The 24,751-nt window shown below is 70.8% G+C and carries 26 protein-coding genes; 11 read left to right on the top strand and 15 right to left on the bottom strand.

The annotated features are described in order from the left end of the window. Positions 1-294 precede the first annotated feature (294 nt). Complete coding sequence (locus IQ210_RS30505; RefSeq protein WP_194082382.1) at positions 295-945, bottom strand: HAD-IA family hydrolase; 651 nt, start codon at positions 943-945, stop codon at positions 295-297. 111 nt (positions 946-1,056) lie between these two features. On the opposite strand from IQ210_RS30505, the gene IQ210_RS30510 reads away from it, so the two are divergent. Together IQ210_RS30510 and IQ210_RS30515 are read left to right on the top strand one after the other, a co-directional pair. Continuing rightward, complete coding sequence (locus IQ210_RS30510) at positions 1,057-1,416, top strand: hypothetical protein (RefSeq protein ID WP_194082383.1); 360 nt, start codon at positions 1,057-1,059, stop codon at positions 1,414-1,416. Beyond that, a complete protein-coding gene (locus IQ210_RS30515) occupies positions 1,397-1,840 on the top strand; it encodes a hypothetical protein (protein ID WP_228048548.1) in 444 nt (147 codons plus the stop codon). Before IQ210_RS30510 ends, IQ210_RS30515 begins: the two co-directional genes overlap by 20 nt. Here the strand turns inward: IQ210_RS30515 and IQ210_RS30520 are convergent. From IQ210_RS30520 to IQ210_RS30530, 3 genes are all read right to left on the bottom strand, one after another. Continuing rightward, entirely contained in the window at positions 1,830-2,327 is a 498-nt protein-coding gene (locus tag IQ210_RS30520; RefSeq protein ID WP_194082384.1) for a GNAT family N-acetyltransferase, read from the bottom strand. The two genes, IQ210_RS30515 and IQ210_RS30520, sit on opposite strands and share 11 nt — an antisense overlap. Before the next feature lie 45 nt (positions 2,328-2,372). Further along, positions 2,373-2,927: a sigma-70 family RNA polymerase sigma factor gene (locus tag IQ210_RS30525; protein ID WP_194082491.1), complete on the bottom strand. Its 555-nt coding sequence runs from the start codon at positions 2,925-2,927 to the stop codon at positions 2,373-2,375. 74 nt (positions 2,928-3,001) lie between these two features. Then, positions 3,002-4,192, bottom strand: a complete 1,191-nt coding sequence (locus IQ210_RS30530) for a glycerophosphodiester phosphodiesterase (protein WP_194082385.1) — start codon at positions 4,190-4,192, stop codon at positions 3,002-3,004. A 323-nt stretch (positions 4,193-4,515) separates the two neighbouring features. Between IQ210_RS30530 and IQ210_RS30535 the strand changes: the two genes are divergently transcribed. After that, positions 4,516-5,190: a lysophospholipid acyltransferase family protein gene (locus IQ210_RS30535; protein WP_194082492.1), complete on the top strand. Its 675-nt coding sequence runs from the start codon at positions 4,516-4,518 to the stop codon at positions 5,188-5,190. Positions 5,191-5,240: 50 nt separating this feature from the next. On the opposite strand, the gene IQ210_RS30540 is transcribed toward IQ210_RS30535, so the two are convergent. The 4 genes from IQ210_RS30540 to argH all read right to left on the bottom strand — a co-directional run bounded on the left by IQ210_RS30540 (position 5,241) and on the right by argH (position 9,939). Beyond that, the gene (locus tag IQ210_RS30540) at positions 5,241-6,767 is read right to left on the bottom strand and encodes an MFS transporter (RefSeq protein ID WP_194082386.1); all 1,527 of its coding nucleotides are present in this window, start codon (positions 6,765-6,767) and stop codon (positions 5,241-5,243) included. Continuing rightward, positions 6,764-7,315 (bottom strand): TetR/AcrR family transcriptional regulator, encoded by a 552-nt coding sequence (locus IQ210_RS30545; RefSeq protein WP_228048549.1) that lies wholly within the window; start codon positions 7,313-7,315, stop codon positions 6,764-6,766. The genes IQ210_RS30540 and IQ210_RS30545 overlap by 4 nt, the downstream gene beginning before the upstream one ends. A gap of 82 nt (positions 7,316-7,397) precedes the next feature. Then, a complete protein-coding gene (locus IQ210_RS30550; protein ID WP_194082387.1) occupies positions 7,398-8,369 on the bottom strand; it encodes an aldo/keto reductase in 972 nt (323 codons plus the stop codon). A gap of 142 nt (positions 8,370-8,511) precedes the next feature. After that, positions 8,512-9,939: an argininosuccinate lyase gene (gene argH / locus IQ210_RS30555; protein ID WP_194082388.1), complete on the bottom strand. Its 1,428-nt coding sequence runs from the start codon at positions 9,937-9,939 to the stop codon at positions 8,512-8,514. 196 nt (positions 9,940-10,135) lie between these two features. Between argH and IQ210_RS30560 the strand changes: the two genes are divergently transcribed. From IQ210_RS30560 to IQ210_RS30570, 3 genes are all read left to right on the top strand, one after another. Beyond that, positions 10,136-11,038 carry a hypothetical protein gene (locus IQ210_RS30560; protein WP_194082389.1) on the top strand — a complete coding sequence of 301 codons (903 nt, stop codon included), beginning with the start codon at positions 10,136-10,138 and terminating at the stop codon, positions 11,036-11,038. Positions 11,039-11,160: 122 nt separating this feature from the next. Further along, positions 11,161-11,748 (top strand): pyridoxamine 5'-phosphate oxidase family protein, encoded by a 588-nt coding sequence (locus IQ210_RS30565; RefSeq protein WP_194082390.1) that lies wholly within the window; start codon positions 11,161-11,163, stop codon positions 11,746-11,748. A 3-nt stretch (positions 11,749-11,751) separates the two neighbouring features. Then, positions 11,752-12,456 (top strand): L,D-transpeptidase family protein, encoded by a 705-nt coding sequence (locus IQ210_RS30570; RefSeq protein ID WP_194082391.1) that lies wholly within the window; start codon positions 11,752-11,754, stop codon positions 12,454-12,456. Here the strand turns inward: IQ210_RS30570 and IQ210_RS30575 are convergent. Next, positions 12,443-13,978: a sensor histidine kinase gene (locus IQ210_RS30575; protein ID WP_322657026.1), complete on the bottom strand. Its 1,536-nt coding sequence runs from the start codon at positions 13,976-13,978 to the stop codon at positions 12,443-12,445. The two genes, IQ210_RS30570 and IQ210_RS30575, sit on opposite strands and share 14 nt — an antisense overlap. Then, positions 13,975-14,715: a response regulator transcription factor gene (locus IQ210_RS30580; protein WP_194082392.1), complete on the bottom strand. Its 741-nt coding sequence runs from the start codon at positions 14,713-14,715 to the stop codon at positions 13,975-13,977. Before IQ210_RS30580 ends, IQ210_RS30575 begins: the two co-directional genes overlap by 4 nt. 193 nt (positions 14,716-14,908) lie before the next feature. On the opposite strand from IQ210_RS30580, the gene IQ210_RS30585 reads away from it, so the two are divergent. The 5 genes from IQ210_RS30585 to IQ210_RS30605 all read left to right on the top strand — a co-directional run bounded on the left by IQ210_RS30585 (position 14,909) and on the right by IQ210_RS30605 (position 19,805). Further along, a complete protein-coding gene (locus IQ210_RS30585) occupies positions 14,909-16,258 on the top strand; it encodes a ferredoxin reductase family protein (RefSeq protein WP_194082393.1) in 1,350 nt (449 codons plus the stop codon). A 10-nt stretch (positions 16,259-16,268) separates the two neighbouring features. Next, positions 16,269-16,700 carry an FMN-binding protein gene (locus IQ210_RS30590; RefSeq protein ID WP_194082394.1) on the top strand — a complete coding sequence of 144 codons (432 nt, stop codon included), beginning with the start codon at positions 16,269-16,271 and terminating at the stop codon, positions 16,698-16,700. 75 nt (positions 16,701-16,775) lie between these two features. Beyond that, positions 16,776-18,158, top strand: a complete 1,383-nt coding sequence (locus IQ210_RS30595; protein ID WP_194082395.1) for a ferredoxin reductase family protein — start codon at positions 16,776-16,778, stop codon at positions 18,156-18,158. A gap of 74 nt (positions 18,159-18,232) precedes the next feature. Next, positions 18,233-19,012 carry an FMN-binding protein gene (locus tag IQ210_RS30600; protein WP_194082396.1) on the top strand — a complete coding sequence of 260 codons (780 nt, stop codon included), beginning with the start codon at positions 18,233-18,235 and terminating at the stop codon, positions 19,010-19,012. Continuing rightward, positions 19,005-19,805: an FAD:protein FMN transferase gene (locus IQ210_RS30605; protein WP_407699730.1), complete on the top strand. Its 801-nt coding sequence runs from the start codon at positions 19,005-19,007 to the stop codon at positions 19,803-19,805. Before IQ210_RS30600 ends, IQ210_RS30605 begins: the two co-directional genes overlap by 8 nt. An 87-nt stretch (positions 19,806-19,892) precedes the next feature. On the opposite strand, the gene IQ210_RS30610 is transcribed toward IQ210_RS30605, so the two are convergent. From IQ210_RS30610 to argC, 5 genes are read right to left on the bottom strand one after another with little or no spacing between them, the layout of a single operon-like run. Then, on the bottom strand, positions 19,893-20,438 hold the full coding sequence (locus tag IQ210_RS30610; RefSeq protein WP_059196460.1) for an arginine repressor: 546 nt from the start codon (positions 20,436-20,438) through the stop codon (positions 19,893-19,895). A 20-nt stretch (positions 20,439-20,458) separates the two neighbouring features. Beyond that, positions 20,459-21,664 (bottom strand): acetylornithine transaminase, encoded by a 1,206-nt coding sequence (locus IQ210_RS30615; protein ID WP_194082397.1) that lies wholly within the window; start codon positions 21,662-21,664, stop codon positions 20,459-20,461. Beyond that, positions 21,661-22,572: an acetylglutamate kinase gene (gene argB / locus IQ210_RS30620; protein WP_194082398.1), complete on the bottom strand. Its 912-nt coding sequence runs from the start codon at positions 22,570-22,572 to the stop codon at positions 21,661-21,663. The genes IQ210_RS30615 and argB overlap by 4 nt, the downstream gene beginning before the upstream one ends. After that, positions 22,569-23,720, bottom strand: coding sequence for a bifunctional glutamate N-acetyltransferase/amino-acid acetyltransferase ArgJ (argJ, locus tag IQ210_RS30625; RefSeq protein WP_194082399.1), 1,152 nt, complete (start codon positions 23,718-23,720; stop codon positions 22,569-22,571). Before argJ ends, argB begins: the two co-directional genes overlap by 4 nt. Then, positions 23,717-24,745, bottom strand: a complete 1,029-nt coding sequence (argC, locus tag IQ210_RS30630; protein WP_097261657.1) for an N-acetyl-gamma-glutamyl-phosphate reductase — start codon at positions 24,743-24,745, stop codon at positions 23,717-23,719. The genes argJ and argC overlap by 4 nt, the downstream gene beginning before the upstream one ends. Positions 24,746-24,751: the final 6 nt, after the last annotated feature.

A 24,751-nucleotide genomic window follows, 5' to 3' on the forward strand; every position in this document is an offset into this window, starting at 1 on the left:
GCGGGCGTGGGTGTGCCTTGGTACGGGAGGAACGGTGTGCGCGGGGCAGCACGGTCACGTACGGCGAGGCCTGTACGGACATGCCACGGCTGCTCGCTTCGGGGCGCGAGGCTCAGGGGGTGGTGCGGGGGCCCTCTAGAAGGCGCACATTCGACACATACAGCGAGCACCGGGCGTCATGGTCGCCTCGGTCGCAAAGGTGCGGTCGCTCGTCGTGGTCATGGAATCAGTAAAGCAGACGTATGGTCCTTACCAGCCGCCGCTGTCCGCATGGTGGACAGCGGCGGACAGGGTTCAGGAGCGGACGGAGATCTCCACTCCCCCGTCGGTGACCAGCGCGGACAAGGCCGACAGGTTCTCGACCACCAGGTCCGCTTCGAGCTCGTGGGCCTGGTGGGTTGTGGTCAACGCCACGGTGGTCATCCCGGCGGCGCGGCCGGCCGCGAGGCCCGCGGGCGCGTCCTCGAAGACGATGCAGTCGGCGGGGTCGACGCCGAGTTCGCGGGCGGCGAGGAGGTAGGGCTCGGGGTCGGGCTTGCCGCGGGTGATGTCGTCGGCGGAGACGAGGGTCTTGGGCAGGATGCCGACGGCGTCGAGGCGGGCCTCGGCGAGCCGCCGGGTGGCGGAGGTGACGACGGCCCAGCGGTCGGCGGGCAGCGAGGCGAGGAAGTCCCGGGTGCCGGGCAGCAGCTGGACGCCGTCGTTGGGTACGTCCTCCACCTCCAGCTTCTCGATCCGTGCGACGGCCTCGGGCACGATCTCGGCGGGCAGCAGATCGGCCGCTATCTCGACGGCCGGCCGCCCGTGCAGCTCCACGCGCGCGAAGTCCTCGGCCGTGATGCCGTACTCCTCGGCCCACTGCCCCCAGCAGCGGTCCACGGAGGCGAGGGAGGAGACGAGGGTGCCGTCGTTGTCGAAAAGCATGGCCTGTGCACGGATCTTCATGCCCTCGACCCTACGGGGTCGCACCGATTGCTCGAATCTCTCTACAGAGGGCCTCGGGGCGAGGTCGGGGGCGACCCCGGTCGGCCTTCCGCGTCGTAATAAGGTCGCTGCATGCTTGATGCCCTGACGCTCGTGACCGGCGTCGCCGCGCTGCTGCTCGCCGCCTGGTGTGGCTGGGCCGCCTACCGTGACCAGCCGACGAAGGACTGGCACTTCATCGGGATGGCCGTGGTGTCCCTGCTGGCGCTGGTCCAGCTGGTCGTGGGGATCGTGCAGCTGGCCCGGGGCGAGAAGCCGGAGCAGGGGACGACGATCTTCGTGGCGTATCTGCTGGGCGCGTTCGCGTGTGTCCCGGCGGCGGGGCTGATGTCGCTGACCGAGCGCTCGAAGTGGGGCTCGGTGACGGCGGCCGCCGGCGGTGTGGTGCTGGCGGTGCTGGAGGTGCGGCTCTATGACATCTGGGGAGGCTGAGGTGGCGGCGACCGAGGAGAAGCCGGCGCGGCTGATCAGCGGGCCGGGGATGCTGCTGGTCTGGCTGTACGGGGTGATGGTCGTCGGCGCGGTGTCGCGTTCGGCGTACCAGATCGCCACGGAGTTCGACCGCGCGCCGCTCGCCTACTCGCTGTCCGCCGTGGCGGGGCTGGTGTACGGGTTCATCACGTACTCGCTGGTCCGCGGCGGCGAGACGGCCCGCAAGGCGGCGCAGGTGTGCTGCGCCGCCGAGCTCGCGGGGGTGCTGATCGTCGGTACGTGGACGCTGATCGAGCCCTCGGCCTTCCCGGACGCGACGGTGTGGTCGGACTACGGCATGGGTTACATCTTCATCCCGGTGCTGCTGCCGCTGTCCGCGCTGTACTGGCTGCGGAAGGCCGGTAACGCCACCGCTACGCGGTAGCCGCGTACGTCCCCGCCGGCTTCTCCAGGACGATCATCGGTACGCCGTCGTTGCCCTGGGACGTGCCCACCGCCTCGTAGCCGACCTTCCGGTACAGGCGGAGGTTGCCCTCGCTGCGGTGGCCGGTGAAGAGGCGGAAGCGCGTGGCGCCACGCTCCTCGGCCAGGGCCGACTCCGCCGCCCGCAACAGCCGGGCGCCGATGCCGTGGCCCTGGAGGCGAGGGTGGACGCAGAGCTTGCCGATGGCGGCCGAGCCGTCCTCGGTGACATGGCCGCGGACCGAGCCGACGACCTCCTCGCCGAGCCGGGCCACGAAGACGCAGTCCGAGGCGACCTCCTCACGGACCGAGTCCAGGCTCTGGACGAGCGGGTCGATGCGGTAGTTGCCGTACAGCGCCGCCTCGCTCTGGAAGCACAGGTACTGCAACCTGAAGATCTGCTCCGCGTCCTGCACGGTCGCCGCAGAGATGGTCACGCTCATGCCCATGTGCGCACGCCTCCCGCTCACCTGATCGCCTGTCGTCCCTCACTCCTATCCCCGCGCTCCGCGGGCCGCAACCTCCGGTGTGAGCAAACGACGCAGACATCCCAGGCATCTGGAACGTTCCGGACCGAGACTGCCCTGTGAGATACCCAACTCCCCCGCGATTTCCCGGTATGTGAGGTCCTTCGGGGAGAGCAGCGCCTCCATCAGACGCGGGCAGCGGCCGGGCAGTCGGCGTACCGCGTCCCGCAACGCCCGGCGCCGCGCGGCGGCCAGCGCATGGTCCTCGGGGCTGCCGCCGGCCTCGTCCGCGGGTTCCGTCTCATACGGCCGTTCGAGTCGGGTCGTACGACGGGAGCGGCGCGCCTCGGCGCGGACGGCCCGGCGGAGCCAGCCCGGCGGGTCCACGGGCGGGCCGTCGGTGTCGAGGCGCTCCAGGAGGCGGAGCCAGACCGCCTGTTCCAGGTCGCCGGGTTCGGCACCGGAGGCGCGCGCCTCCGCGGAGGCCTCGGCGGTGAGCAGCGGGCGCAGGGTGGTGAGCAGGTCGTGCCGCGGGGCGGTGGCCAGGTCGTACGACGGGGTGGTGAGCAGGTCGCGCGTCATATGGCTCACGACGCGGCCGTCCGGGCGGCGGGTTGCCCGGACGGCCGGTTGTCACCCCGATCGGGGGCGGGCGCTCAGCTGTTGACGAAGTCCTCGCGGGCCAGCAGGCCGGTGTCCGGGTTGTCGGTGAAGACACCGTCGATGCCGGTGGCGAAGTACGTCTTGTAGGCGCCGAAGACATCGCCGTACGCGTCGGCGTCGGTGCCCTTGCGGAAGCTCGTCGGCAGGAAGGGGTTCTCGTTGCGCATGGTGTAGGGGTGCAGGATCAGCCCCACCTTGTGCGCGTCGGCGACAAGGGTGGTCGGCGTGGTCAGGTTGCCGTTGGCGTCCTTCGGGATGACGAGGTCGAGGGTGGGGCCGATGCCCTGGGCGTAACCGGCGATCTCGCGGAGCCCGGCGGGCGTGATCAGGTCGGCGACGGTGCGCGGGTCGCCCGCCTCGACGAAGTCCCAGGGGCGGCTGGTCGCCGAGGAGAGCAGGACCACCAGCGGGTTGTCGACCAGGCGGTTCAGGCGCTGGATGCTGCTGGGCTCGAAGGACTGGAGGATGACAGGCGAGTTGCGGCCGTCCTTGCCGTACTTGCGCAACAGCTTCGCGACCCGCTCCTCCAGGCCGAGGCCGAGCTTGCGGAAGTAAGTGGGGTGCTTGGTCTCCGGGTAGATCCACACCTGCCGGCCGCGCTTGCGGGTCTGCTCGTCCTGCCACTTCAGGACCTCTTCGAACGTGGGGATCTCCCAGCGCCCGTTGTAGAGGGTGTTGTGCGGACGGTTGGCGGGGATGCGCTCGATCGCGCGCAGGGTCTTCAGCTCGGCGAGCGTGAAGTCCTCGGTGAACCAGCCGGTGACGGAGACGCCGTCCAACACCTTCGTGGTCTTGCGGTCGGCGAACTCCTTGTGGTCCGCGACGTCCGTCGTCCCGCCGATCTCCGGCTCATGACGGCAGACCAGGTGACCGTCCTTGGTGGGCACCAGGTCGCCGGCCTCGACGACGTGCGCGCCCAGGTCGAGGGCGAGCTGGTACGAGCCGAACGTGTGCTCGGGCCGGTAGCCGCTGGCACCCCGGTGGCCGATGATCGTCGGCACGGGCAGGCTCTTCACCCCGCCACCGTGCCGCGCCTCGGCGGCCCCGGCGACCTCGGCGGCTCTCGCCGTGCCGGACAGGCCGAGGACGGCTCCCCCGGCGCCGAGCACGGCCGCGCCCAGGAGCGCCCGCCGTCCGGTTACACCCGTCTGCCCGTTCACGGCCTGCGAATCCTGCGATCCCATGAGCGCCCTCCTTGCGTCGGCTCGTCACTGCGGGCCGATCGTAGGTGCGTGTTCATGACTGCGGGGAGACCTGCGGCAGAACACGCGGGTGACTCGGGATGTCGTACATGAGGCGCAAGTTGACAGCCCGTCAGGCCGTGGGCGCGATGTCCGTCACATCATGGCCGTCGGGTTACGGGCCGTCTTCCGCGCGCCACCGCAGGTAAACCCGCGTCAACACTGCGTAAGACCTCGGTGAACCCGATGTGCAAGACCCCCCGGGCCGCGAGTATCGTCCTCACCTGCACAGACTTAGACCGATTCCCTTGACACCGGAGGGCCCGTTGTCCCGCTTCGCGCTCATCAAGGCAGTGCTCGGACCGATCATGCGCCTGATGTTCCGCCCACAGGTGGAGGGCGCCGAGCACATCCCGGGGGACGGCCCGGTCATCCTGGCCGGCAACCACCTCACCTTCATCGACTCGATGATCCTTCCGCTCGTCTGCGACCGGCAGGTCTTCTTCATCGGCAAGGACGAGTACGTCACCGGGAAGAGCCTGAAGGGCCGGCTCATGGCGTGGTTCTTCACCGGCGTCGGCATGATTCCGGTGGACCGGGACGGTGGACGGGGCGGCGTCGCCGCTCTGATGACCGGGCGGCGGGTGCTGGAGGAGGGGAAGGTCTTCGGTATCTACCCCGAGGGGACACGGTCGCCTGACGGGCGGTTGTACCGGGGGCGTACCGGTATCGCGCGGCTGACGATGATGACGGGGGCGCCTGTGGTGCCGTTCGCCGTGATCGGCACGGACAAGTTGCAGCCGGGGGGTGCGGGGATGCCCCGGCCGGGCCGGGTCACTGTTCGGTTCGGTGAGGCGATGGAGTTCTCGCGGTACGACGGGATGGACCGGGATCGGTATGTGCTGCGGGCTGTGACGGATTCCGTGATGGCTGAGGTCATGCGGTTGTCCGGGCAGGAGTATGTGGACATGTATGCGACGAAGGCCAAGGAAGCGGCGTAGTTTTTCGGCTTGCGGCCGGTGGGGGTTGCTCGCGCAGTTCCCCGCGCCCCTTACTCGGCGTTGTCCAGACGTTGGTTTCGTAGCAGGAACCAAGCTGCAATAGCCGTAGCGAGCAGTACCGCTGCTCCTGCTCCCGCCGCTATCGCCAAGCCGTCCACGAAGGAATCCCTTGCCGACGTCAGCAGTGCCTCTGCCTGCTGCGTCGGCATTCCTGTCGCTGCCTCCACCGCCGCGCCCAGTGACTCGTGGGCGCCCTCCGGAGTACCCGCCGGAGATGCGAAGCCCCTGTACACGCCCGTCACGATCGAGCCCAGTATCGCGATGCCCAGGGCCGCGCCCAGTTCGTAGGCCGTTTCCGAGACCGCCGATGCCGAGCCCGCCTGTTCCTTCGGGACGCTCGACAGGATGACGTCCGCCGTCACCGTGAAGGAGAAGCCGGCGCCGATTCCGACGACCAGCAGGGCGGTGCCGAGCAGCGGGTAGCCGGTGTTCTGGTCGATGACCGTCAGCGAGGCCAGTGCCACGCCCACCGCCGCCAGGCCGCCGGAGACCACCGCGCGGACCGACCAGCGGCGGGCCGCCCAGCCCGCGACCAGACCGGCCGCCACCGCGCCCACCGCGGCGGGGAGTTCGGCGAGGCCCGCCTCCAACGGGCGTCGGCCCTGGACGAGTTGCAGGTACTGGGAGAGGAAGAAGACCAGGCCGGACAGTCCGAGGATGGTCAGCAGGTCGGCCAGCACCGCCGCACTGAAGCCGCGGTTGCGGAACAGCCGCATGTCCAACAGAGGCGTCGGCAGGGTCAGTTGGCGGTGGACGAACCAGTAGAGCGCTGCCGCGCCGAGTGCGCCGACGCCGAGGATCTCCCAGCCGAAGCCGTGCGTGGCCGTCTCCTTGACCGCGTACACCACCGCGATCATGCCGACCAGGGACAGGGCGACGCTGATCAGGTCCCACGGGCCGGGGTTCGGGTTCTTCGACTCGGGCAGCAGCTTGATGCCGACGAGGACGAGGACCGCCATCACGGGCAGGTTGATCAGGAAGACCGAGCCCCACCAGAAGTGTTCGAGCAGGAAACCACCGGCGATCGGGCCGATCGCGGTGCCCGCGGAGGCCGTGGCGCCCCAGATGCCGACGGCGAGGCTGCGTTCGCGCGGGTCGTGGAAGAGGTTGCGGATCAGGGCGAGGGTCGCCGGCATGAGGGTCGCGCCCGCGACGCCCAGGAGGGCGCGGGCGAGGATCATCAACTCCGGTGTCGTGGCATAGGCGTTGAGGACCGAGATCGCGCCGAACGCCGTCGCGCCGATCAGCAGGATGCGCTTGCGGCCGATGCGGTCGCCGAGGCTGCCCATCGAGACGAGCAGACCGGCGATGACGAAGGAGTAGACGTCGCCGATCCAGAGGAGCTGGGAACCGGTGGGGTTCAGGTCCTCGCTGATGTAGGGGGTCGCGAGACCGAGGACGGTCGCGTCGACGGCCACCAGCAGCACGGCGAGCACGAGGACGGACAGCGCGAGCCAACGGCCCGGGCGCTTGGTCACCGCCTCGGTCGTGGTCGTCGGCTGCAGGGTGCTGGTCATGATTCCTCTCTCCGTAGTGCGCCGCCGAGGAACAGCTCGGCGATCATGTGGGTGAAGTCCTTGCGGGCCACGCGTCCTTCCGACACCGCCCAGGCACCGGAGGCCAGCAGGCCGTACACCGCCTCGGTGAACCAGGCCGGGCTGAGGTCGATGCGGAACTCGCCGCTCCCCTGTCCGCGCCGGAACAGCGCGGAGACGCGGTCGTCGATGCGGGTCCAGCCCGCGTTCTGCTCCTCGCCCTCGAACAGCTGGTTCTCGGTGTAGAGGAAGGCCAGCAGCGCGGCCGCCGGTTCCATCTCGCGCACCATGCGGCGTACGGCGTCGCTCGCGGGGCCCTCGTCGAGGCGGGCCGCGTCCAGCGCGGCCTCGCACTCCTCGATGCCGAGCGCCTCGAGAGCCCGTACGAGTGCGTCGCGCCCCGCGAAGTGGCGGTGCAGCGTGGCCCGGCTGATCCCCGCGGCCTTGGCGACCTCGTCCATGGTCGCGGTGGATTTGCGGGTCAGCAGGGCCGCGGCACTGCGCAGCACGTGAGCACGATCGACAGCCATGAGACAACCATAGCCCATGTGAGACATCACTGTCTCAGTGTGGGCAGAGGCGTCTCATGACTGTGGGTGGATCAGGAGTCTCTCAGTGCCAGGGGAGGCTGCTGCGCTTCTGCCAGTACGCCTGCGGCTCCTCCGCCAGCTCGGCCAGGCGGGCCAACTGGTCCTCGTCCAGGTCCACGACCGCCGCGTGCAGGTTGGAGGCCAGCTGGTTCGTCGTCGCGGCTCCGGACAGGACGACACCGGCCCACGGCTGGCGCAGGACGAGGGCGAGGGCGACCGCGTCACAGCCGAGGGATGTCTCCGCCGCCACGGCCTTCAGGGCGTCCGGCGCGTACGGGTCCGCGAGCCTGCCGTTGGCCATGCCCTCCTTGACGATCACCGTCAGTCCGGCGTCGTGGGCCTCGGCGAGGGCGGGGGCGGCGGAGGTCTCCAGGGCGTTGTACGTCGACTGGACGGTACGGAAGAGGGGCTCGCCGTCGACCGTGACCTCCAGGGCGGCGCGGATGGCGTCCGCCTGGGCGGGGCCGCTGGTGGAGAAGCCGATGCTGATGCCGCCGGCGGCGGCCTCCGCGAGCCTGGCGTGGAGTTCCTTGTCGGTGAGGGCCGGGCTGTCCGGGGTCACCGAGTGGATCTGGTAGAGGTCGAGGTGGTCGCCGAGGAGTTCGGCGGTCTCGCTGCGCTGGCGGTCGTACGTCTGGACGCTGTGGTCCTTGATCTCGTGGTGCTCGGCGTCGGTCGTCCAGGCGGCGGTGTAGGTGTAGCCCCACTTGCTGCCGATGACCACGTCGTCGATGTCGGGGCGGGCGTTCAGCCAGTCGGCGAGGAACTCCTCCGAGCGGCCGTAGGAGCGGGCCGCGTCGAAGTAGCGGACGCCTTGGAAGTAGGCGGCGTCGAGGAGTTCGTGCGTGCGGGTGCGCAGCGATTCGACGCTGCGGTTGTCTCCGAGGTCTTCGTCGCGGCCGAGGTTGATGTAGCCGGGGCGGCCGACTGCGGCGAGGCCGAGGCCGATGTGGCAGGTGGGGGTGGTGGCTGTGGCGAGTCGGGCGATGGGCATGCCCACAACGTAACGCGGGATGCCGTTCGCCGGAGAGCTCGGGTTGTGCGGTGATTTGGCGAATGCAGGCGCTTCGTGGTTGCTCGCGCAGTTCCCCGCGCCCCCACAGGGCCTACGGCCCGTGGGGGCGTTGAAACTAGGCTTACTTCTTCGCTGTCGCCCATTCGTGCTGGGCTGCCACGTCCTGCTTCACCTCTGCCAGCTGGATCGCCACCGCGCTCGGGGCCGTGCCGCCCCTGCCGTTGCGGGAGGCCAGGGCGCCCTTGACGTTGAGGACCGTGCGGACCTCGGGGGTGAGGTGGGCGCTGATCTTGGCGAACTGGTCGTCCGTCAGTTCGTCCAGTTCCTTGCCCTCGGCCTCCGCCGCCTTGACGCACTCGCCGGCGACCTCGTGGGCGACGCGGAACGGGACGCCCTGCTTGACCAGCCACTCGGCGATGTCGGTGGCGAGGGAGAAGCCGGCCGGGGCCAGTTCCTCCATGCGCTCGCGGTTGACCGTGAGGGTGGCCATCATGCCGGTGAAGGCGGGGAGGAGGACCTCGAGCTGGTCGCAGGAGTCGAAGACCGGCTCCTTGTCCTCCTGGAGGTCACGGTTGTAGGCGAGGGGCAGCGCCTTGAGGGTCGCGAGAAGGCCCGTCAGGTTGCCGATCAGGCGCCCGGACTTGCCCCGCGCCAGCTCCGCGATGTCGGGGTTCTTCTTCTGCGGCATGATCGACGAGCCCGTCGAGAACGCGTCGTGCAGGGTCACGAAGGAGAACTCCTTCGTGTTCCAGATGATGATCTCCTCGGCGATGCGGCTGAGGTTCACGCCGATCATCGCCGTGATGAAGGCGAACTCCGCGACGAAGTCACGGGACGCCGTGCCGTCGATGGAGTTGCCGACGCTGCCGTGCTCGAAGCCGAGGTCCTTGGCCACCGCCTCCGGGTCCAGGCCGAGGGAGGAGCCGGCCAGGGCGCCCGCGCCGTACGGCGAGACGGCCGTGCGCTCGTCCCACTGGCGCAGCCGCTCGGCGTCCCGGGACAGGGACTGGACGTGGGCCAGGACGTGGTGGGCGAAGAGGACCGGCTGGGCGTGCTGGAGGTGGGTGCGGCCGGGCATCGCGACGTCCGGGTGGGCCTCCGCCAGGCCGATCAGGGCGTCCTGGAGGTCGGCGATGAGGCCGCCGATGATCCGGGCGTGGTCCCGCAGGTACATCCGGAACAGGGTCGCCACCTGGTCGTTGCGGGAGCGGCCGGCGCGGAGCTTGCCGCCGAGGTCCGGGCCGAGGCGCTCCAGCAGACCGCGCTCCAGGGCGGTGTGGACGTCCTCGTCGGCGATCGTGCCGACGAAGGAGCCGGAGGCCACGTCGGCTTCCAGCTGGTCGAGCCCGGCGATCATGCGCTCCAGCTCGTCCGCGGTGAGCAGGCCCGCCTTGTGGAGCACGCGCGCGTGGGCACGCGAACCGGCGATGTCGTACGGGGCCAGCCGCCAGTCGAAGTGCACGGACGCGGACAGCTTGGCCAGGGCCTCGGCGGGACCGTCGGCGAAACGGCCGCCCCAGAGCCGGACGTCACCGCTGTTGCTGCTCACTTGCGTTGCTCCTCATCGCCGCATTCAAGGGTATGCATGAGTATGCAGACCTCTGCATGATTCGTCAATCTGACACGGTTTTTGGTCTCCCTTTGAACATGGGAAACCGCTTGCTCGTACCTCCCCCCGAACGCAGGCGCCGCGTTTGTGCACACCAAGAACTCGACGACACTCCCGACCCTTGTGAGGCATCCGCATGTCCAGGGCTCTTCCGAAGTACAACAAGCGCCGCGTCGCGCTCATCGGCAGCGCTACCGCACTGGTGCTGACCGGTGCGGTGATCGCCGGTTCCGCCCTCGCCGGGGAGAGCTCCAAGAGCAGCGGCGACACCAACGCCCGCACCCTGGCGAGCCCGGGCACCATCACCTGCCCGGACGTCGCCTCCCAGCTCCCGGACATCCCGGCGAGCGCGCAGGCCGAGGTGGACCGCAACCTCACCCTCCTCCAGACCCAGATCGACGAGGCCAACAAGCGTCTCGTAGACACCGTCGGCCAGGGCGGACCCAACTTCGTCCAGAACGCCATCCTCGGCCCCCTGGAGGACAAGCGGATCGCGACCGTCAACCGTATCGCCACGGCCATCGGGCGGACCGCCGAAAAGCCCCAGGGTCTTGACGCGCTCGCGCCCTGCACCCTGAACGCCGACGGCGCCGCCGGGGCCGGCGAAGAAGCGGGCGCCGGCGAAGAGGCGGGCGCGGGCGACGAGGCCGAGGCCACGCCGAGCGCGACGGCGACGGACGCCGCCGGAGACGCGGGGCAGGACACCGGCAACGCGGGCGCGGGCGAGGACGCGGGCAACGCCGGCGTCGGCACCATCAGCTGCCCGGACGTCGCCTCCCAGCTCCCGGCCATCCCGGCCTCCGCGCAGGCCGAGGTCGACCGCAACCTGGCCCTCCTCCAGACCCAGATCGACGAGGCCAACACGCGACTGGTCAACACGGTCGGCCAGGGCGGACCCAACTTCGTCCAGAACGCCATCCTCGGCCCGCTGGCGGACAAGCGGACGTCGACCATCGACCGCATCGCCATCTCCATCGGCCGGACCGCCGAGAAGCCCCAGGGCCTGAACTCCCTGGCCGCCTGCACGCTCACCCAGTGACGTGACAGGTGCTGTGGCCGCCCCGAGTTCTGCGCCGGCCGGGGCGGCCACGGCGGGGAGCGGGGAAACGGACGCCTCGATTCATTAGACAGGCGAAAGACTTGCGACCATAATCGTTAGACATGGGAAAGACTTACGAGCGCATAGACGGCAGGCTGCGTACCTTCATCGAGGAGCAGCCCCTCTTCTTCACCGCGACCGCCCCGCTGTCCGGCGACGGCACGGTCAACCTCTCCCCGAAGGGCCTCAAGGGCTCCTTCGCGGTCATCGATGAACTGACCGTCGCCTACCTGGACTTCGCCGGCTCCACCGCCGAGACGGTCGCGCACCTGCGGGAGAACGGCCGGATCACGCTCATGTGGTGCGCCTTCCAGGGCCCGCCCAACATCGTCCGGGTGCACGGCGAGGGCGAGGCGGTGCTGCGCGACGACCCCCGCTTCAAGGAACTGCTCACGCACTTCCCGGACATCGACCCGAGCCTGCACGGCCTGCGGGCGATCATCGTGGTGACGGCCCGGCAGATCCGGGACTCCTGCGGCTACGCGGTGCCCTTCATGACGTACGACGAGGACCGCGACCTGCACGCCAGGCGCTTCGCTCGTGAGGACGACGCATCGCTGAGCGCCTACTTCGAAAAGAAGGAACACATCGCGACGAGCCTGGATGGCCTACCCGGGCTGCCGTTGCCGTTGCCGCCCTCTACCGTCTGAGCCATGGGCTCCCCCGCCGTCGCCACGGCTCTCGTGTCCGCGTCCCTCCTCGTGCTCGGCGCCGCGCCCGGCGGTGGGCAGCCGCCGCTTCCCGCGCGGATGGCCGACACGGGCGGCGGGACGCAGCTGATCACCGCGGTGGCCGCGAAAGCCTCCGCCACCTCCGGCACGGTCACCTGGTGGGAGCTCAGCAACGGGCGGTGGGTGAAGGCCGGTTCGGCCGCGGCGCGGTTCGGGGCGAACGGCCTCGTGGAGGGCACCTCGCGCAGGCAGGGGACGAACACGACTCCGGCGGGGCTGTACGACCTGCCGTACGCCTTCGGCATCAAGGCAGCGCCGAGCGGGACGTCGTACAAGTACCGCCCTGTGCGCGGGAGTTCGTGGTGGTGCCAGGACAACGACTCGCGTGTCTACAACCGTTGGAGCGAGCCCCGTGCCGAGGACTGCCGGGCCGCCGAGTCCGAGCATCTGATCGCGTACGAGAAGCAGTACGCGTACGCCATGGTGATCGGATTCAACTACGCGAAGCCGGTGCGCGGTCGGGGTGCCGGGATCTTCCTGCACGTCAACGGCAATGGGGCGACGGCGGGTTGTGTGTCCGTGTCGGCGGACGCGATGCGCCGGATTCTGAAGTGGGCCGATCCCGGGCGGGAGCCGCACATCGCGATCGGTACGACGGGCGGGCAGACGGCGATCACCCGGTACTGAGCCGGACGGTGAAGGTGGTCGAGCCCGGTGCGCTGCGCAGGCTCACCTGTCCGCCGTGTGCCTCGGCGACCGCGGCCACGATCGACAGGCCCAGGCCCGCACCGCCACCGGGGGCGTCGGTGCGGCGGCGGTCGGCTCGGGTGAAGCGTTCGAAGACGCCGGGCTGGATGTCCTCTGGGACGCCGGGGCCGTCGTCGTGGACCGTGAGGACGGCCGCCGTGGCCCCGGCCCCGGCCCCAGCCCCAGCCCCGGACTCGGTCTCGGTCTCGATCTCGGTCTCGGTCTCGGTCTCGATCTCCAGGGAGACCGTCACCTTGGTGCCCACAGGTGTGTGCCCACGCGCGTTGGCCAACAGGTTGGCCAACAGTTGTTGGAGCCGGTGGGCGTCGCCCGTGACCGTGACCGGTTCCTCGGGGAGCTCCAGCGTCCAGCGGTGATCGGGGCCCGCGGCCCGGGCGTCCGTCACCGCGTCCAGGACCAGCATGGTCAGGTCGACCGGGTGGCGCTCCAGAGGGCGGCCCGCGTCCAGCCGGGCCAGCAGCAGCATCTCGTCGACCATCTCGCCCATGCGGGACGACTCGGCGGCGATGCGCTCCAGGGCCCGTTTGATCTCCGGCGGGACCGGCCCGGGGTGCAGGAGCGCCAGCTCCGCATGGCCGCGCACCGACGCGACCGGGGTGCGCAGCTCATGGCTGGCGTCGGCGGCGAAGCTGCGCAGCCGCTCCTCACTCGCGTGCCGTTTGGTGAGCGCGTCCTCGACATGGCCCAGCATGCGGTTGAAGGCGCCGGCGACCTGGCCGACCTCGCTTCGGGGGTCGGACTCCGGGGCCCGGGGCGGCAGCGCCACCTCGCCGCTGGCCAGCGGGAGTTCGCTGACCCGGGTGGCGGTCGCCGCGACGCGGCTGAGCGGGCGGAGCGACCAGCGCACCCAGAGCGCCCCGGCCACGCCGGTGACGGTGAGGGCGAGGCCGAAGACGATCCCGGCGAGCAGTTCGAGGCGGTGGACCGTGGCCTCGACGGGCTCCAGGGGCAGGCCGGTGATCAGGACGTCGCCGTCGATGCCGCTCGTCACCAGCACGCGGTAGTCGTCGAGCGCGGAGAGGTCGACGGTGTGGGCCTTGCCGTCGGCCGGGATCGCGGTGAGCCTCTTCTCGTCGCCGGCGGTCAGTGCGACGTTCTCGGTGCCGCTCGGGCGGACGACCGCCGCGTGGGTGGCCGTGCCGTCGACCAGACGGGCGCCGAAGGTGCCGATGGCCTGGTGGCGGGTGTCGCCGTGTTCGTCGCCGTCGTGGTCGTCGGTGCCGCTGGGCAGCTCTCCCTTGTGCTCCAGGCTCACCGCGAAGCGGTTCCCGGCCTCCGTCAGCTGCTCGTCGAGGCGGCCGGTGAGGAAGCCGCGCAGTCCGACGACGGCGGCCAGACCGACCGCGGCGCAGCTGACCGCCAGCAGCACCACCAGGCCGCAGGTGAGCCGGGCGCGCAGGGTGTGCGGGCGGGGCAGGCGTCGTAGAAGAGCGAGGGTCACGGGGTCACCGGCTTGAGCACGTATCCGGCGCCGCGCACGGTGTGGATCATCGGTTCCCGGCCCGCGTCCACCTTCTTGCGCAGGTAGGAGATGTACAGCTCGACGACATGGGCGCGGCCGCCGAAGTCGTAGGACCACACCCGGTCGAGGATCTGGGCCTTGCTGAGCACCCGGCGCGGGTTGCGCATGAGGAAGCGGAGCAGTTCGAACTCGGTCGGGGAGAGTTCGATCAGTTCGCCCCCGCGGGTCACCTCGCGGGCGTCCTCGTCCATGACCAGGTCGCCGATGGTCAGCCGCGGGCCCTCCTCCAGCTGCCGGGCCATGCCGGCGCGGCGCAGCAGTCCGCGCAGCCGGGCGACGACCTCCTCCAGGCTGAACGGCTTGGTGACGTAGTCGTCGCCGCCCGCCGTGATCCCGGCGATGCGGTCCTCGACGGCGTCGCGGGCGGTGAGGAAGAGCACGCACACGTCGGGCTTCACGGCGTGCAGGGCGCGCAGCACGGCGAAGCCGTCGGTGTCGGGCAGCATCACGTCCAGGACGACGGCGTCGGGCAGCAGCTCACGAGCCGCGACGACCGCCGAGGCCCCGTCGCCGGCGGTGCGCACCTGCCAGCCCTCGTAGCGCAGGGCGCCGGACAGGACCTCGGCGAGGTCCTCGTCGTCGTCCACGACGAGGACGCGCAGCGGGGTGCCGTTGGGGCGGGCGAGGGCGGGGCGGCCGGAGCGGGTGGTGTTCATGGCCCTTCACAGGAATCGTGTGCGTGCTGCTTCCAGGATCGCCTCTGGTGCGGCCGCCCGGCGCCCGCGCTTGCTCTGAGTTTCCTCTGAGTGCGCTCTGAGGCCGCCGTTTCAGAGGGTTCTGAGAAGTTCGGCCCGCACAGTTGCGTCCTGCCAGCGCCGTTGCGTCCTGGCAGGACGAAAGGACGTACCCATGACCACCCTGTACGAGCGGACGGCGCCGCCCGTGCCGCTCGCCGCCCGGCGCTCCCCCGCGGGCCCGCTGCTCGCCCTGTTGTGGGCCGGGGCGGCGGGCGCGGTGGCGCTGTGGTGGGCGAACACCGGTTCCGTGGTGGGGGCGGCCGGGTGGCTGACGAACGCCGGGCGGATCGCCGGGCTGCTGTGCGGGTACGCCTGTGCCGTGCTGGTCGGGCTGATGGCGCGGGTGCCGCTGCTGGAGCGCCGGATCGGCTCGGACCGGGTGGCGCGCTGGCACGCCATGGCGGGGCGCTACACGATCAGTCTGCTGGTGGCGCACGTGGTGCTGATCCTGGCCGGGTACGCGGCGCAGGACGGCCGGTCGGTCGTCGACGAGACGGTGACGGTGGTCCTGGACTATCCGGAGATGCTGAAGGCGACCGCCGGCACGCTGGTCCTCCTCGCGGTCGGTGTCACCTCGGTGCGGGCCGTGCGGCGCCGGGTCGGGCACGAGTTCTGGTACTACGTCCATCTGCTGACGTACGCGGCCGTGTTCCTGGTCTTCTTCCACCAGGTCCAGCTGGGTTCCGACCTCACGGCCGGTCCGGCGCGGGCCGCCTGGTACGCGCTGTACCTGGGGGTGGCGGCGCTGGTGCTGTGGTTCCGGGTGCTCGTGCCGGTGCGGCTGAACCTGCGGCACCGGCTGCGGGTGGAGTCCGTGCACCGGGAGGCGCCGGGCGTGTGGTCCGTCGTCGTGCGCGGGCAGGGGCTGGAGCGACTGGGCGCGCAGGCGGGGCAGTTCTTCCGCTGGCGGTTCCTCACCGGGGGCATGTGGGGGACGTCGTCGCCGTACTCTCTGTCGGCGCCGCCTCGCGGGGACCGGTTGCGGATCACGGTGAAGGCGCTCGGCGACCACAGCACGGCGGTGGCGCTGCTGCGGCCCGGCACCCGGGTGTGGGCGGAGGGGCCGTACGGCGCGCTGACCGCCGAACGGCGCACCTCGCACCGGGCGTTGCTCATTGCGGGCGGTGTCGGCGTCACCCCGCTGCGGGCGCTGTTCGAGACGCTGCCGGGCGAGGTGACCCTGCTGTACCGGGCGCGGACGGTCGAAGACCTCGCGCTGGGCGGCGAGTTGGAGGCCCTGGCGCGGTGGCGCGGGGCGCGGGTGCACTACCTGCTCAACGGGCCGGACGGTGAACGCCCGCGCCTGACCCCGGAGTTGCTGCGCGCGGCCGTACCCGAGGGGCTGGCCGGGCACGACGTGTACCTGTGCGGTCCTGACGGCTTCGCCCGCGAGGTGTACGGGGCGCTGCGTGCCGCCGGGGTGCCCGACCGCTGTATCCACCACGAGTCGTTCGAGTTGTGAGGCCACGCACGTGCACGCACTGAGGAAGAACCACCCGCTGCGCCGGATCGTGCTGGCGAGCGCCGCCACCGTCTCCGGCATGGTCCTGCTGCTGTCGCTGAAACCGCACGACACCCCGACCGCGATATCTGCCACGTCACCTTCCACGGCCCCGTCGGCGGCCGGGGCGGGCACGTTCACCGGCGACTCGGTGCAGACCCGCTGGGGTCCCGTCCAGGTCCGGATCACGGTCAAGGGCGGCAAGCTCACCGACGTCACGGCGGTCGTCTATCCCTCGGACAATCCGCGGGACCAGGAGATCAACAGCTACGCCCTCCCCCGGCTGCGGACCGAGGCCCTCCAGGCCCAGAGCGCGGACATCGACACGGTCTCGGGGGCCACCTACACGAGCGACGGTTACCGCCAGTCGCTCCAGTCCGCCCTCGACTCGGCGACCGGCTGAACACCCAGGCGTCACGGCACGTATCTCTGGGCCAAGGGACCACGCCACCCCCCTTGCCCCGCTCCCGGAGGAATCGTGACCACCACGCTCGCAGGCGGCCGCGCCGCCCGCCGCCAGACGATGCGCCGCATCCGCCCGCGCCGCTCCCCGGCCGTCCCGCTGGTGATCGCCCTATGGGCGGGCGCGGCGGCGGTGCTGTGGCTGTGGTGGGACAACACCCCCTCCCTCGCGGACAACACCGCGAAGATCCTCGCCGCGGGCCGGATCACCGGTCTCCTCGCGGGCTATCTGATGGCGCTGGTCGTCCTCCAGATGGCCCGGGTGCCGGCGCTGGAACGGCGGGTGGGCTCGGACCGGGTCGCCCGCTGGCACGCGATGAGCGGCCGCTACACGGTGAGCCTGGTCATCGCGCACGTCTTCCTGATCACCTGGGCGTACGCGCTCCAGGCCGGCAAGACGCTCGGCGACATCGTCCAGCAGTTCATGGACATGGTCACGACCCTGCCGGACATGGGCAAGGCGGCGATCGGCACCGGGCTGCTGGTGGTCATCGCGCTGCTGTCGGTCGGCGGGGTCCGGCGCAGGCTGCCGTACGACACCTGGTACCACGTGCACCTGCTCACCTACGCCGTGGTGTTCCTGACGTTCTGGCACCAGATCACCACCGGCAACGAGTTCGCCGTCCAGCCCACCGCGAAGACCTTCTGGTACGGGCTCTACGGCGCCGTCACCGCGCTGGTGGTCTGGTACCGGATCCTCACCCCGCTCCGCCTCAACCTCAAGCACCGGATGTACGTCGAGGCGGTCATCGAGGAGACGCCGGGCATCGTGTCCGTGCTGATCGGCGGGAAGAAGCTGCACCGGATGGGCGCGGAGGCCGGACAGTTCTTCCGCTGGCGGTTCATGGCGCCCGGCATGCGGTTCAGCTCCCACCCGTACTCGCTGTCGGCGGCGCCCCGCCCGGACATGCTGCGGATCACGGTCAAGGCGATCGGCGACCACACCGCCCGGCTGCGCGAACTGCGGCCCGGCACGCGTGTGTGGGCCGAAGGCCCCTACGGCGCCCTGACCGCCCAGCGCCGCAGCCGCGGCAAGGTGCTGCTGGTCGCGGGCGGCGTCGGCATCACGCCGATGCGGGCGCTGTTCGAGACGCTGCCCGGCGCGTCCGGTGACATCACCCTGCTCTACCGGGCCAACAGCACCCAGGACCTGGCGCTGTGGGACGAGCTGGCCGCCATCGCCGACGAGCGGGGCGCCCGGCTGATGTACGCGGTCAACAGTCCGGACGGCGAGCGGCCCGACATCTCGGCGGACCGGCTGCGGCAGAAGCTGCCGGACATCGACGACCACGACGTGTTCCTGTGCGGGCCGCCCGGCTTCGCGCAGTCCGTGTACGACTCCCTGCGCGACGCGGGCGTGCCGGCCCGCCGTATCCACCACGAGTCGTTCGAGATGTGAGCGACGCTCCCGCACGGACGTAACGGGCCCTCAACTCTGCTCGGCAGCCCCAGACTTCAGGAGTTCATTCAGCCATGAGGAAGAGTCATCCGATCCGGCGTGTCGTCCTGGCCGGCGCCGCCACCGTCTCCGGGATCGTGCTGCTGCTGTCGCTGAAACCGGCGTCCGACCCGGCCTCCGCGTCCGCGGCGGGCGGCGCGGCCCCGCCGGCCGCCGCCCAGGAGTCGGCGCAGGGCGGGGCGCAGGCGGCGGGGACGAGCACGTCCACCGGGGACGCCGCGCAGACCCAGTACGGTGCCGTCCAGGTCCGTATCACCGTCGTCGGCAACAAGATCACCAAGTCGGAGGCGGTGCAGGCGCCGCAGGGCGGGACCAGCACCGAGAAGACCAACCTGGCCGTGCCCAAGCTCAACGCGGACGTGGTCGCCAAGCAGAGTCCCGACATCGACACCGTGTCGGGGGCGACCTACACGAGCGAGGGCTACAAGAAGTCCCTGCAGTCGGCCATCGACAAGGCGAACGCCGCCGCCTCGGCCGCCCAGCCCTCGCAGAGCGCGTCGGCCCCGGCCCAGGAAGCCGCCTCCAAGACCCTCACGGGCACGGTCGCGCAGACCCAGTACGGCCCGGTCCAGGTCCGGATCACCGTCGCCAACGGCAAGATCACCAAGGCCGAGGCGGTCCAGGCGCCGAGCGGCGGCCAGAGCACGCAGAAGACCGAGCTGGCCGTACCGAAGCTCAACGCGGCAGCGGTGGCGGCCGGCAGCGCGGACATCGACTCGGTGTCGGGGGCCACCTACACCAGCGCGGGCTACAAGAAGTCCCTCCAGTCGGCGCTGGACCAGGCCGGTGGCTGACACCGTGGCCGAGTCGGCAGATGCTCCCGCCGCGGTACGTCATGCGGAGGAGGTCATGGGGACCGTCTTCTCCTTCGACGTCCGCGGCGGGGACCCCGGTGCCGTCAAGGCGGCACTGGAGGAGGCGGTGGCCGGGCTGCACCGGGTCGACGCCGTGTTCAGCACGTACCGCGACGACAGCCAGATCTCGCGCCTGGCGCACGGCGAGCTGACCGTCGAGGAGTGCGATCCCGAGGTCGCCGAAGTCCTCGAACTGGGCGCGGAGGCCGAGCGGTTGAGCGACGGCTGGTTCAGCATGCGCTACCAGGGCCGACTGGACCCGACGGGCATCGTCAAGGGCTGGGCGGTGGAACGGGCGGCGAAGTCCTTGATGGCGGCGGGCGCGACCGGGGTGAGCCTCAACGGCGGCGGGGACGTACAGCTGCTGGGGACGCCGGGGCCGCAGCGGCCGTGGCGGGTGGGGGTCGCTGACCCGTTGCGGCCGGGGGGTCTGGCGGCGGTGGTGTCGGCGGCGGGAACCGACGAACTGGCGGTCGCCACGTCCGGCACGGCGGAACGCGGCACGCACATAGTCGACCCCCGCACGGGCCGCTCCGCGGTGACGGACCTGGTCGCCGTGACAGTGGTGGCCCCCAGCGTCACCTGGGCGGACTGCTGGGCGACGGCGGCGTTCGCGATGGGCTCGCGGGAGGGTTTGCGCTGGCTGGAGTCACTGCCGGATGTGGAGGCGCTGTTGATCACGGCGGGCGATGAGGTGAGGTGTACGGGCGGCTTGGCAGCAAGGCTCGGATGAAAGGCTTTTAGGGGCGCGGGGCTGTATCGATTTACGGCTCCGCCGCGTGGGCGCGACCAGCCACGAAGCACCCGCACCCGACGACGATCAATGCCCGTTCTGAGCCAACCGCAACAAATGCTCGGCGAGCGCCTGCCCACCCACCGGATCCCGACTGATCAACAACAACGTGTCGTCACCCGCGATGGTCCCCAAAATGTCATGCAGCTCAGCCTGATCAATGGCCGAAGCCAGGAACTGCGCAGCACCCGGCGGCGTCCGAAGCACCACCAGATTCGCCGACGCCTCCGCGGAGATCAGCAGCTCCTGCGAGAGCCGCCGCATCCGCTCTTCCTTCGCGGACTCCCCCAGCGGCGCCCGAGGAGTACGGAACCCGCCCTCACTCGGAACCGCGTAGATGAGATCCCCGTCGGTGTTACGGATCTTCACCGCGTTCAGCTCGTCGAGGTCCCGGGAGAGCGTCGCCTGCGTGACGCTCAGCCCGTCGTCGGACAAGAGCTTGGCCAACTGGCTCTGCGACCGCACCGGTTGCCGGTTGAGGATGTCCACGATCCGGCGGTGCCGCGCCGTGCGCGTCTGCGGCACCGCAGGCCCGCCGGCCCCGTTCTGCTCATGCTCCTGCGCCTGGCTCATCGACGTCTCATTTCTCCGGATCATCCGTCCCCGTTGGCTGCCTTCGCCGCCTTCGCCGCGTCAAGAACGCCGGGCAGCGCCTGGAGCAGCGCAGCCACCTCGTCGTCGCCGAGGTTCAGCGGCGGCATGAGCCGTACGACATCGGGGGCGGGCGCGTTCACCAGGAAACCGGCGTCCTGAGCCGCCTGCTGCACCTGGGGCGCGAGCGGCTCGGTGAGCACGATACCCAGGAGGAGCCCGGAGCCCCGGACGTGGTCGACCAGCGGGTGCCCCAGGGACTCGATTCCGTCGCTCAGCGCGGCGCTCTGCCGCTTGACGTTGTCGAGCAGCCCGTCGCCGGCGATGGTGTCGAGGACGGCGAGTCCGGCGGCGCAGGCGACCGGGTTGCCGCCGAAGGTCGTGCCGTGGTGGCCGGGCTGGAGCAGCTCCGCGGCCCGGCCGAAGGCTACGGTCGCGCCGAGCGGCAGTCCGCCGCCGAGCTGCTTGGCGAGGGTCACGACATCCGGCAGGACGCCCTCGTGGGCCTGGTACTCGAACCAGTGCCCGGTCCGGCCGATGCCGGTCTGCACCTCGTCGAGGACCAGCAGCGCGCCCTTGGCCGCGGTGATGGCCCGGGCCGCCTTGAGGTAGCCGGCGGGCGGGACGACGACGCCGTTCTCGCCCTGGATGGGCTCGATGATGACGAGCGCGGTGTCCTCGGTGACCGCGGCGGCCAGCGCCTGCGCGTCGCCGTACGGCACGTGCGTGACGTCACCCGGCAGCGGCAGGAACGGGGTCTGCTTGGCGGGCTGGCCGGTGAGGGCGAGGGCGCCCATGGTCCGGCCGTGGAAGCCGCCGGACGTGGCGACCATGTGGCTGCGCCCGGTCAGCCGGCCGATCTTGAAGGCGGCCTCGTTGGCCTCGGCGCCGGAGTTGCAGAAGAAGACCCTGCCGTCCCGGCCGAAGTGCTGGAGCAGCCGTTCGGCGAGGGCGATCGTCGGCTCGGCCATGAAGAAGTTGGAGATGTGGCCGAGGGACGCGATCTGCTTGCTGACGGCGTCGATGACCGCCGGGTGGGCGTGGCCGAGCGCGTTGGTGGCGATGCCGCCGACCCAGTCGTAGTACTGCCTGCCCTCGGAGTCCCAGACCTTCAGGCCCTCACCGCGGACGAGGGGGAGGCGCGGGGTGCCGTAGTTGTTCATGAGCGAGCCCTGCCACCGCTGGGTGAGCTCCTGATTGCCGGTCATTCCCCATCCCCCTCTTGCGCGTCCGGCACGACCATCGTGCCGATTCCTTCGTCCGTGAAGATCTCCAGCAGGATCGAGTGCTGGACCCGTCCGTCGATGACCCGGGCGGTGGTGACGCCGTTGCGCACGGCGTGCAGGCAGCCCTCCATCTTGGGGACCATGCCGGAGCTCAACTCCGGCAGCAGCTTCTCCAGTTGGGAGGCGGTGAGGCGGCTGATCACCTCGTCGGAGTGGGGCCAGTCCTCGTAGAGGCCCTCGACGTCCGTGAGGACCATGAGGGTTTCGGCGCCCAGCGCAGCAGCGAGTGCCGCAGCCGCCGTATCAGCATTGACGTTGTAGACATGGTGGTCGTCCTGGCTGCGGGCGATCGACGAGACGACCGGGATGCGGCCGTCGGCGAGCAGGGCCTCGATCGCGCCCGTGTCGATCGCGGTGATCTCGCCGACCCGCCCGATGTCGACCAACTCGCCGTCGATCTCGGGCTGGTGCTTGGTGGCGGTGATGGTGTGCGCGTCCTCGCCGGTCAACCCGACGGCCAGCGGCCCGTGTTGGTTGAGGAGTCCGACCAGCTCGCGCTGGACCTGACCGGCCAGCACCATCCGTACGACGTCCATGGCGTCCTCGGTGGTGACGCGGAGGCCGGCCTTGAACTCGCTGACGATGCCCGCCTGGTCGAGGGCGGCGCTGATCTGCGGGCCGCCGCCGTGCACGACGACCGGCTTGAGGCCGGCGTGGTGCAGGAAGACGACGTCCTGGGCGAACGCGCGCTTGAGGTCCTCGTCGATCATGGCGTTGCCGCCGAACTTGATGACGACGGTCTTGCCGTTGTGCCGGACCAGCCAGGGCAGCGCCTCGATGAGGATCTGGGCCTTGGGCAGCGCGGTGTGTTTGCGGGTCACATTGCTCATGAGGAGTACGCGCTGTTCTCGTGGACGTAGTCGGCGGTGAGGTCGTTGGTCCAGATGGTGGCGGTCTCGGCGCCGGCGGCGAGGTCGGCGACGATGTGCACCTCGCGGTAGCGCATGTCGACCTTGTCGCGGTCCTCGCCGACGCCGCCGTTCTTGCAGACCCAGACGCCGTTGATGGCGACGTTGAGCTGGTCCGGCTCGAAGGCGGCCTTGGTGGTGCCGATCGCGGAGAGCACGCGGCCCCAGTTGGGGTCCTCGCCGTGGATGGCGCACTTGAGGAGGTTGTTGCGGGCGATGGAGCGGCCCACCTCGACGGCGTCCTCCTCGGTCGCGGCGTTGATCACCTCGACCTTGATGTCCTTGCTGGCGCCCTCGGCGTCCCGGATGAGCTGCTGCCCGAGGTCGTCGCAGACCTGCCGTACGGCCTCGGCGAACTCCTCGTAGGCCGGGGCGACTTCGGCGGCGCCCGAGGCGAGTAGCAGGACCGTGTCGTTGGTGGACATGCAGCCGTCGGAGTCGACGCGGTCGAAGGTGGTGCGGGTCGCGGCCCGAAGTGCCTTGTCCAGTACGTCACTCGGGAGGTCGGCGTCGGTGGTGAGGACGACGAGCATGGTGGCGAGGCCGGGGGCGAGCATGCCCGCGCCCTTGGCCATGCCGCCGACCGTCCAGCCGTCCTTGGTGACGACGGACGTCTTGTGGACGGTGTCGGTGGTCTTGATGGCGATGGCGGCCTTCTCGCCGCCGTGCTCGCTCAACGCCTCGGCGGCGCTCTCGACTCCCGGCAGCAGCTTGTCCATCGGCAGCAGGACGCCGATGAGGCCGGTGGAGGCGACGGCTACCTCGATGGCGCCGACGCCGAGGACGTCGGCGACCTTCTCGGCGGTGGCGTGGGTGTCCTGGAAGCCCTTGGGGCCCGTACAGGCGTTGGCACCACCGGAGTTGAGGACGACGGCCGTCAACCGGCCGTCCTTGAGGACCTGTTCGGACCACTGGACCGGGGCGGCCTTCACACGGTTGGAGGTGAAGACACCGGCGGCGGCGCGGCGGGGCCCGTCGTTGACCACGAGGGCCAGGTCGGGGTTGCCGTTCTCCTTGATTCCGGCGGCGATGCCCGCTGCCCGGAATCCCTTGGCTGCCGTGACACTCACGGTGCGACTCCGATCGTGGAAAGCCCCGTGGTCTCGTCGAGTCCGAGGGCGATGTTCATGCTCTGCACGGCACCGCCCGCGGTGCCCTTGGTGAGGTTGTCGATGGCGCTGATCGCGATGATGCGGCCCGCGGTCTCGTCGTACGCGACCTGCACCTGAACGGCGTTGGAACCGTAGACGGACGCGGTCGCGGGCCACTGTCCCTCGGGGAGGAGGTGGACGAAGGGCTCGTCGGCGTAGGCCTTCTCGTAGGCGGCGCGGACGGACTCGGCGGTGACGCCGGCACGGGCCTTGGCGCTGCACGTGGCGAGGATGCCGCGGGGCATCGGCGCGAGGGTCGGGGTGAAGGAGACGGTGATCCGCTCACCCGCGACCCCGCTGAAGTTCTGGATCATCTCGGGCGTGTGCCGGTGGCCGCCGCCGACGCCGTACGGCGTCATGGACCCCATGACCTCGCTGCCCAGCAAATGGGCCTTGGGCGCCTTGCCCGCGCCGGAGGTGCCGGAGGCGGCGACGATCACGGCCTCCGCCTCGGCGATCCCGGCGGCGTACGCCGGGAACAGGGCCAGCGTGGCGGCGGTCGGGTAGCAACCGGGTACCGCGATGCGCTTGGACCCCTCCAGCGCGGCGCGGGCACCCGGAAGTTCGGGGAGGCCGTACGGCCAGGTGCCGGCGTGGGCGGAGCCGTAGAACTTCTCCCAGTCGGCGGCGTCCTTGAGCCGGAAGTCGGCGCCCATGTCGACGACGAGGACGTCCGGGCCGAGCTGCTCGGCGACCGCGGCGGACTGGCCATGGGGCAGCGCGAGGAACACGACGTCGTGCCCGGCGAGCACCTCGGGGGTGGTCTCCTGGAGCACTCGGCCGGCCAGCGGCAGCAGGTGCGGCTGCAGGGCGCCCAGCTGCTGGCCGGCGTTGGAGTTGCCGGTCAGGGCACCGATCTCGACCTCGGGGTGGGCCAGGAGCAGCCGCAGGACCTCGCCGCCCGCATAACCGCTCGCCCCGGCCACTGCCGCACGTACCGCCATGTCACC

The organism is Streptomyces justiciae, from assembly GCF_015163075.1.
Classification (GTDB): Bacteria; Actinomycetota; Actinomycetes; order Streptomycetales; family Streptomycetaceae; genus Streptomyces; species Streptomyces justiciae.

Bases quoted from the DNA above. Each gene is read 5' to 3' on its own strand.
- IQ210_RS30550 (WP_194082387.1), bottom strand. From the start codon at position 8,369: ATGCCCATCGCCCGACTCGCCACAGCCACCACCCCCACCTGCCACATC.
- IQ210_RS30525 (WP_194082491.1), bottom strand. From the start codon at position 2,927: ATGACGCGCGACCTGCTCACCACCCCGTCGTACGACCTGGCCACCGCC.
- argB (WP_194082398.1), bottom strand. From the start codon at position 22,572: ATGAGCAATGTGACCCGCAAACACACCGCGCTGCCCAAGGCCCAGATC.
- IQ210_RS30545 (WP_228048549.1), bottom strand. From the start codon at position 7,315: ATGGCTGTCGATCGTGCTCACGTGCTGCGCAGTGCCGCGGCCCTGCTG.
- argC (WP_097261657.1), bottom strand. From the start codon at position 24,745: ATGGCGGTACGTGCGGCAGTGGCCGGGGCGAGCGGTTATGCGGGCGGC.
- IQ210_RS30560 (WP_194082389.1), top strand. From the start codon at position 10,136: ATGTCCAGGGCTCTTCCGAAGTACAACAAGCGCCGCGTCGCGCTCATC.
- IQ210_RS30600 (WP_194082396.1), top strand. From the start codon at position 18,233: ATGAGGAAGAGTCATCCGATCCGGCGTGTCGTCCTGGCCGGCGCCGCC.
- IQ210_RS30570 (WP_194082391.1), top strand. From the start codon at position 11,752: ATGGGCTCCCCCGCCGTCGCCACGGCTCTCGTGTCCGCGTCCCTCCTC.
- IQ210_RS30505 (WP_194082382.1), bottom strand. From the start codon at position 945: ATGAAGATCCGTGCACAGGCCATGCTTTTCGACAACGACGGCACCCTC.
- IQ210_RS30540 (WP_194082386.1), bottom strand. From the start codon at position 6,767: ATGACCAGCACCCTGCAGCCGACGACCACGACCGAGGCGGTGACCAAG.
- IQ210_RS30520 (WP_194082384.1), bottom strand. From the start codon at position 2,327: ATGGGCATGAGCGTGACCATCTCTGCGGCGACCGTGCAGGACGCGGAG.
- IQ210_RS30530 (WP_194082385.1), bottom strand. From the start codon at position 4,192: ATGGGATCGCAGGATTCGCAGGCCGTGAACGGGCAGACGGGTGTAACC.
- IQ210_RS30585 (WP_194082393.1), top strand. From the start codon at position 14,909: ATGACCACCCTGTACGAGCGGACGGCGCCGCCCGTGCCGCTCGCCGCC.
- IQ210_RS30610 (WP_059196460.1), bottom strand. From the start codon at position 20,438: ATGAGCCAGGCGCAGGAGCATGAGCAGAACGGGGCCGGCGGGCCTGCG.
- IQ210_RS30515 (WP_228048548.1), top strand. From the start codon at position 1,397: ATGACATCTGGGGAGGCTGAGGTGGCGGCGACCGAGGAGAAGCCGGCG.
- IQ210_RS30565 (WP_194082390.1), top strand. From the start codon at position 11,161: ATGGGAAAGACTTACGAGCGCATAGACGGCAGGCTGCGTACCTTCATC.
- IQ210_RS30510 (WP_194082383.1), top strand. From the start codon at position 1,057: ATGCTTGATGCCCTGACGCTCGTGACCGGCGTCGCCGCGCTGCTGCTC.
- IQ210_RS30615 (WP_194082397.1), bottom strand. From the start codon at position 21,664: ATGACCGGCAATCAGGAGCTCACCCAGCGGTGGCAGGGCTCGCTCATG.
- IQ210_RS30580 (WP_194082392.1), bottom strand. From the start codon at position 14,715: ATGAACACCACCCGCTCCGGCCGCCCCGCCCTCGCCCGCCCCAACGGC.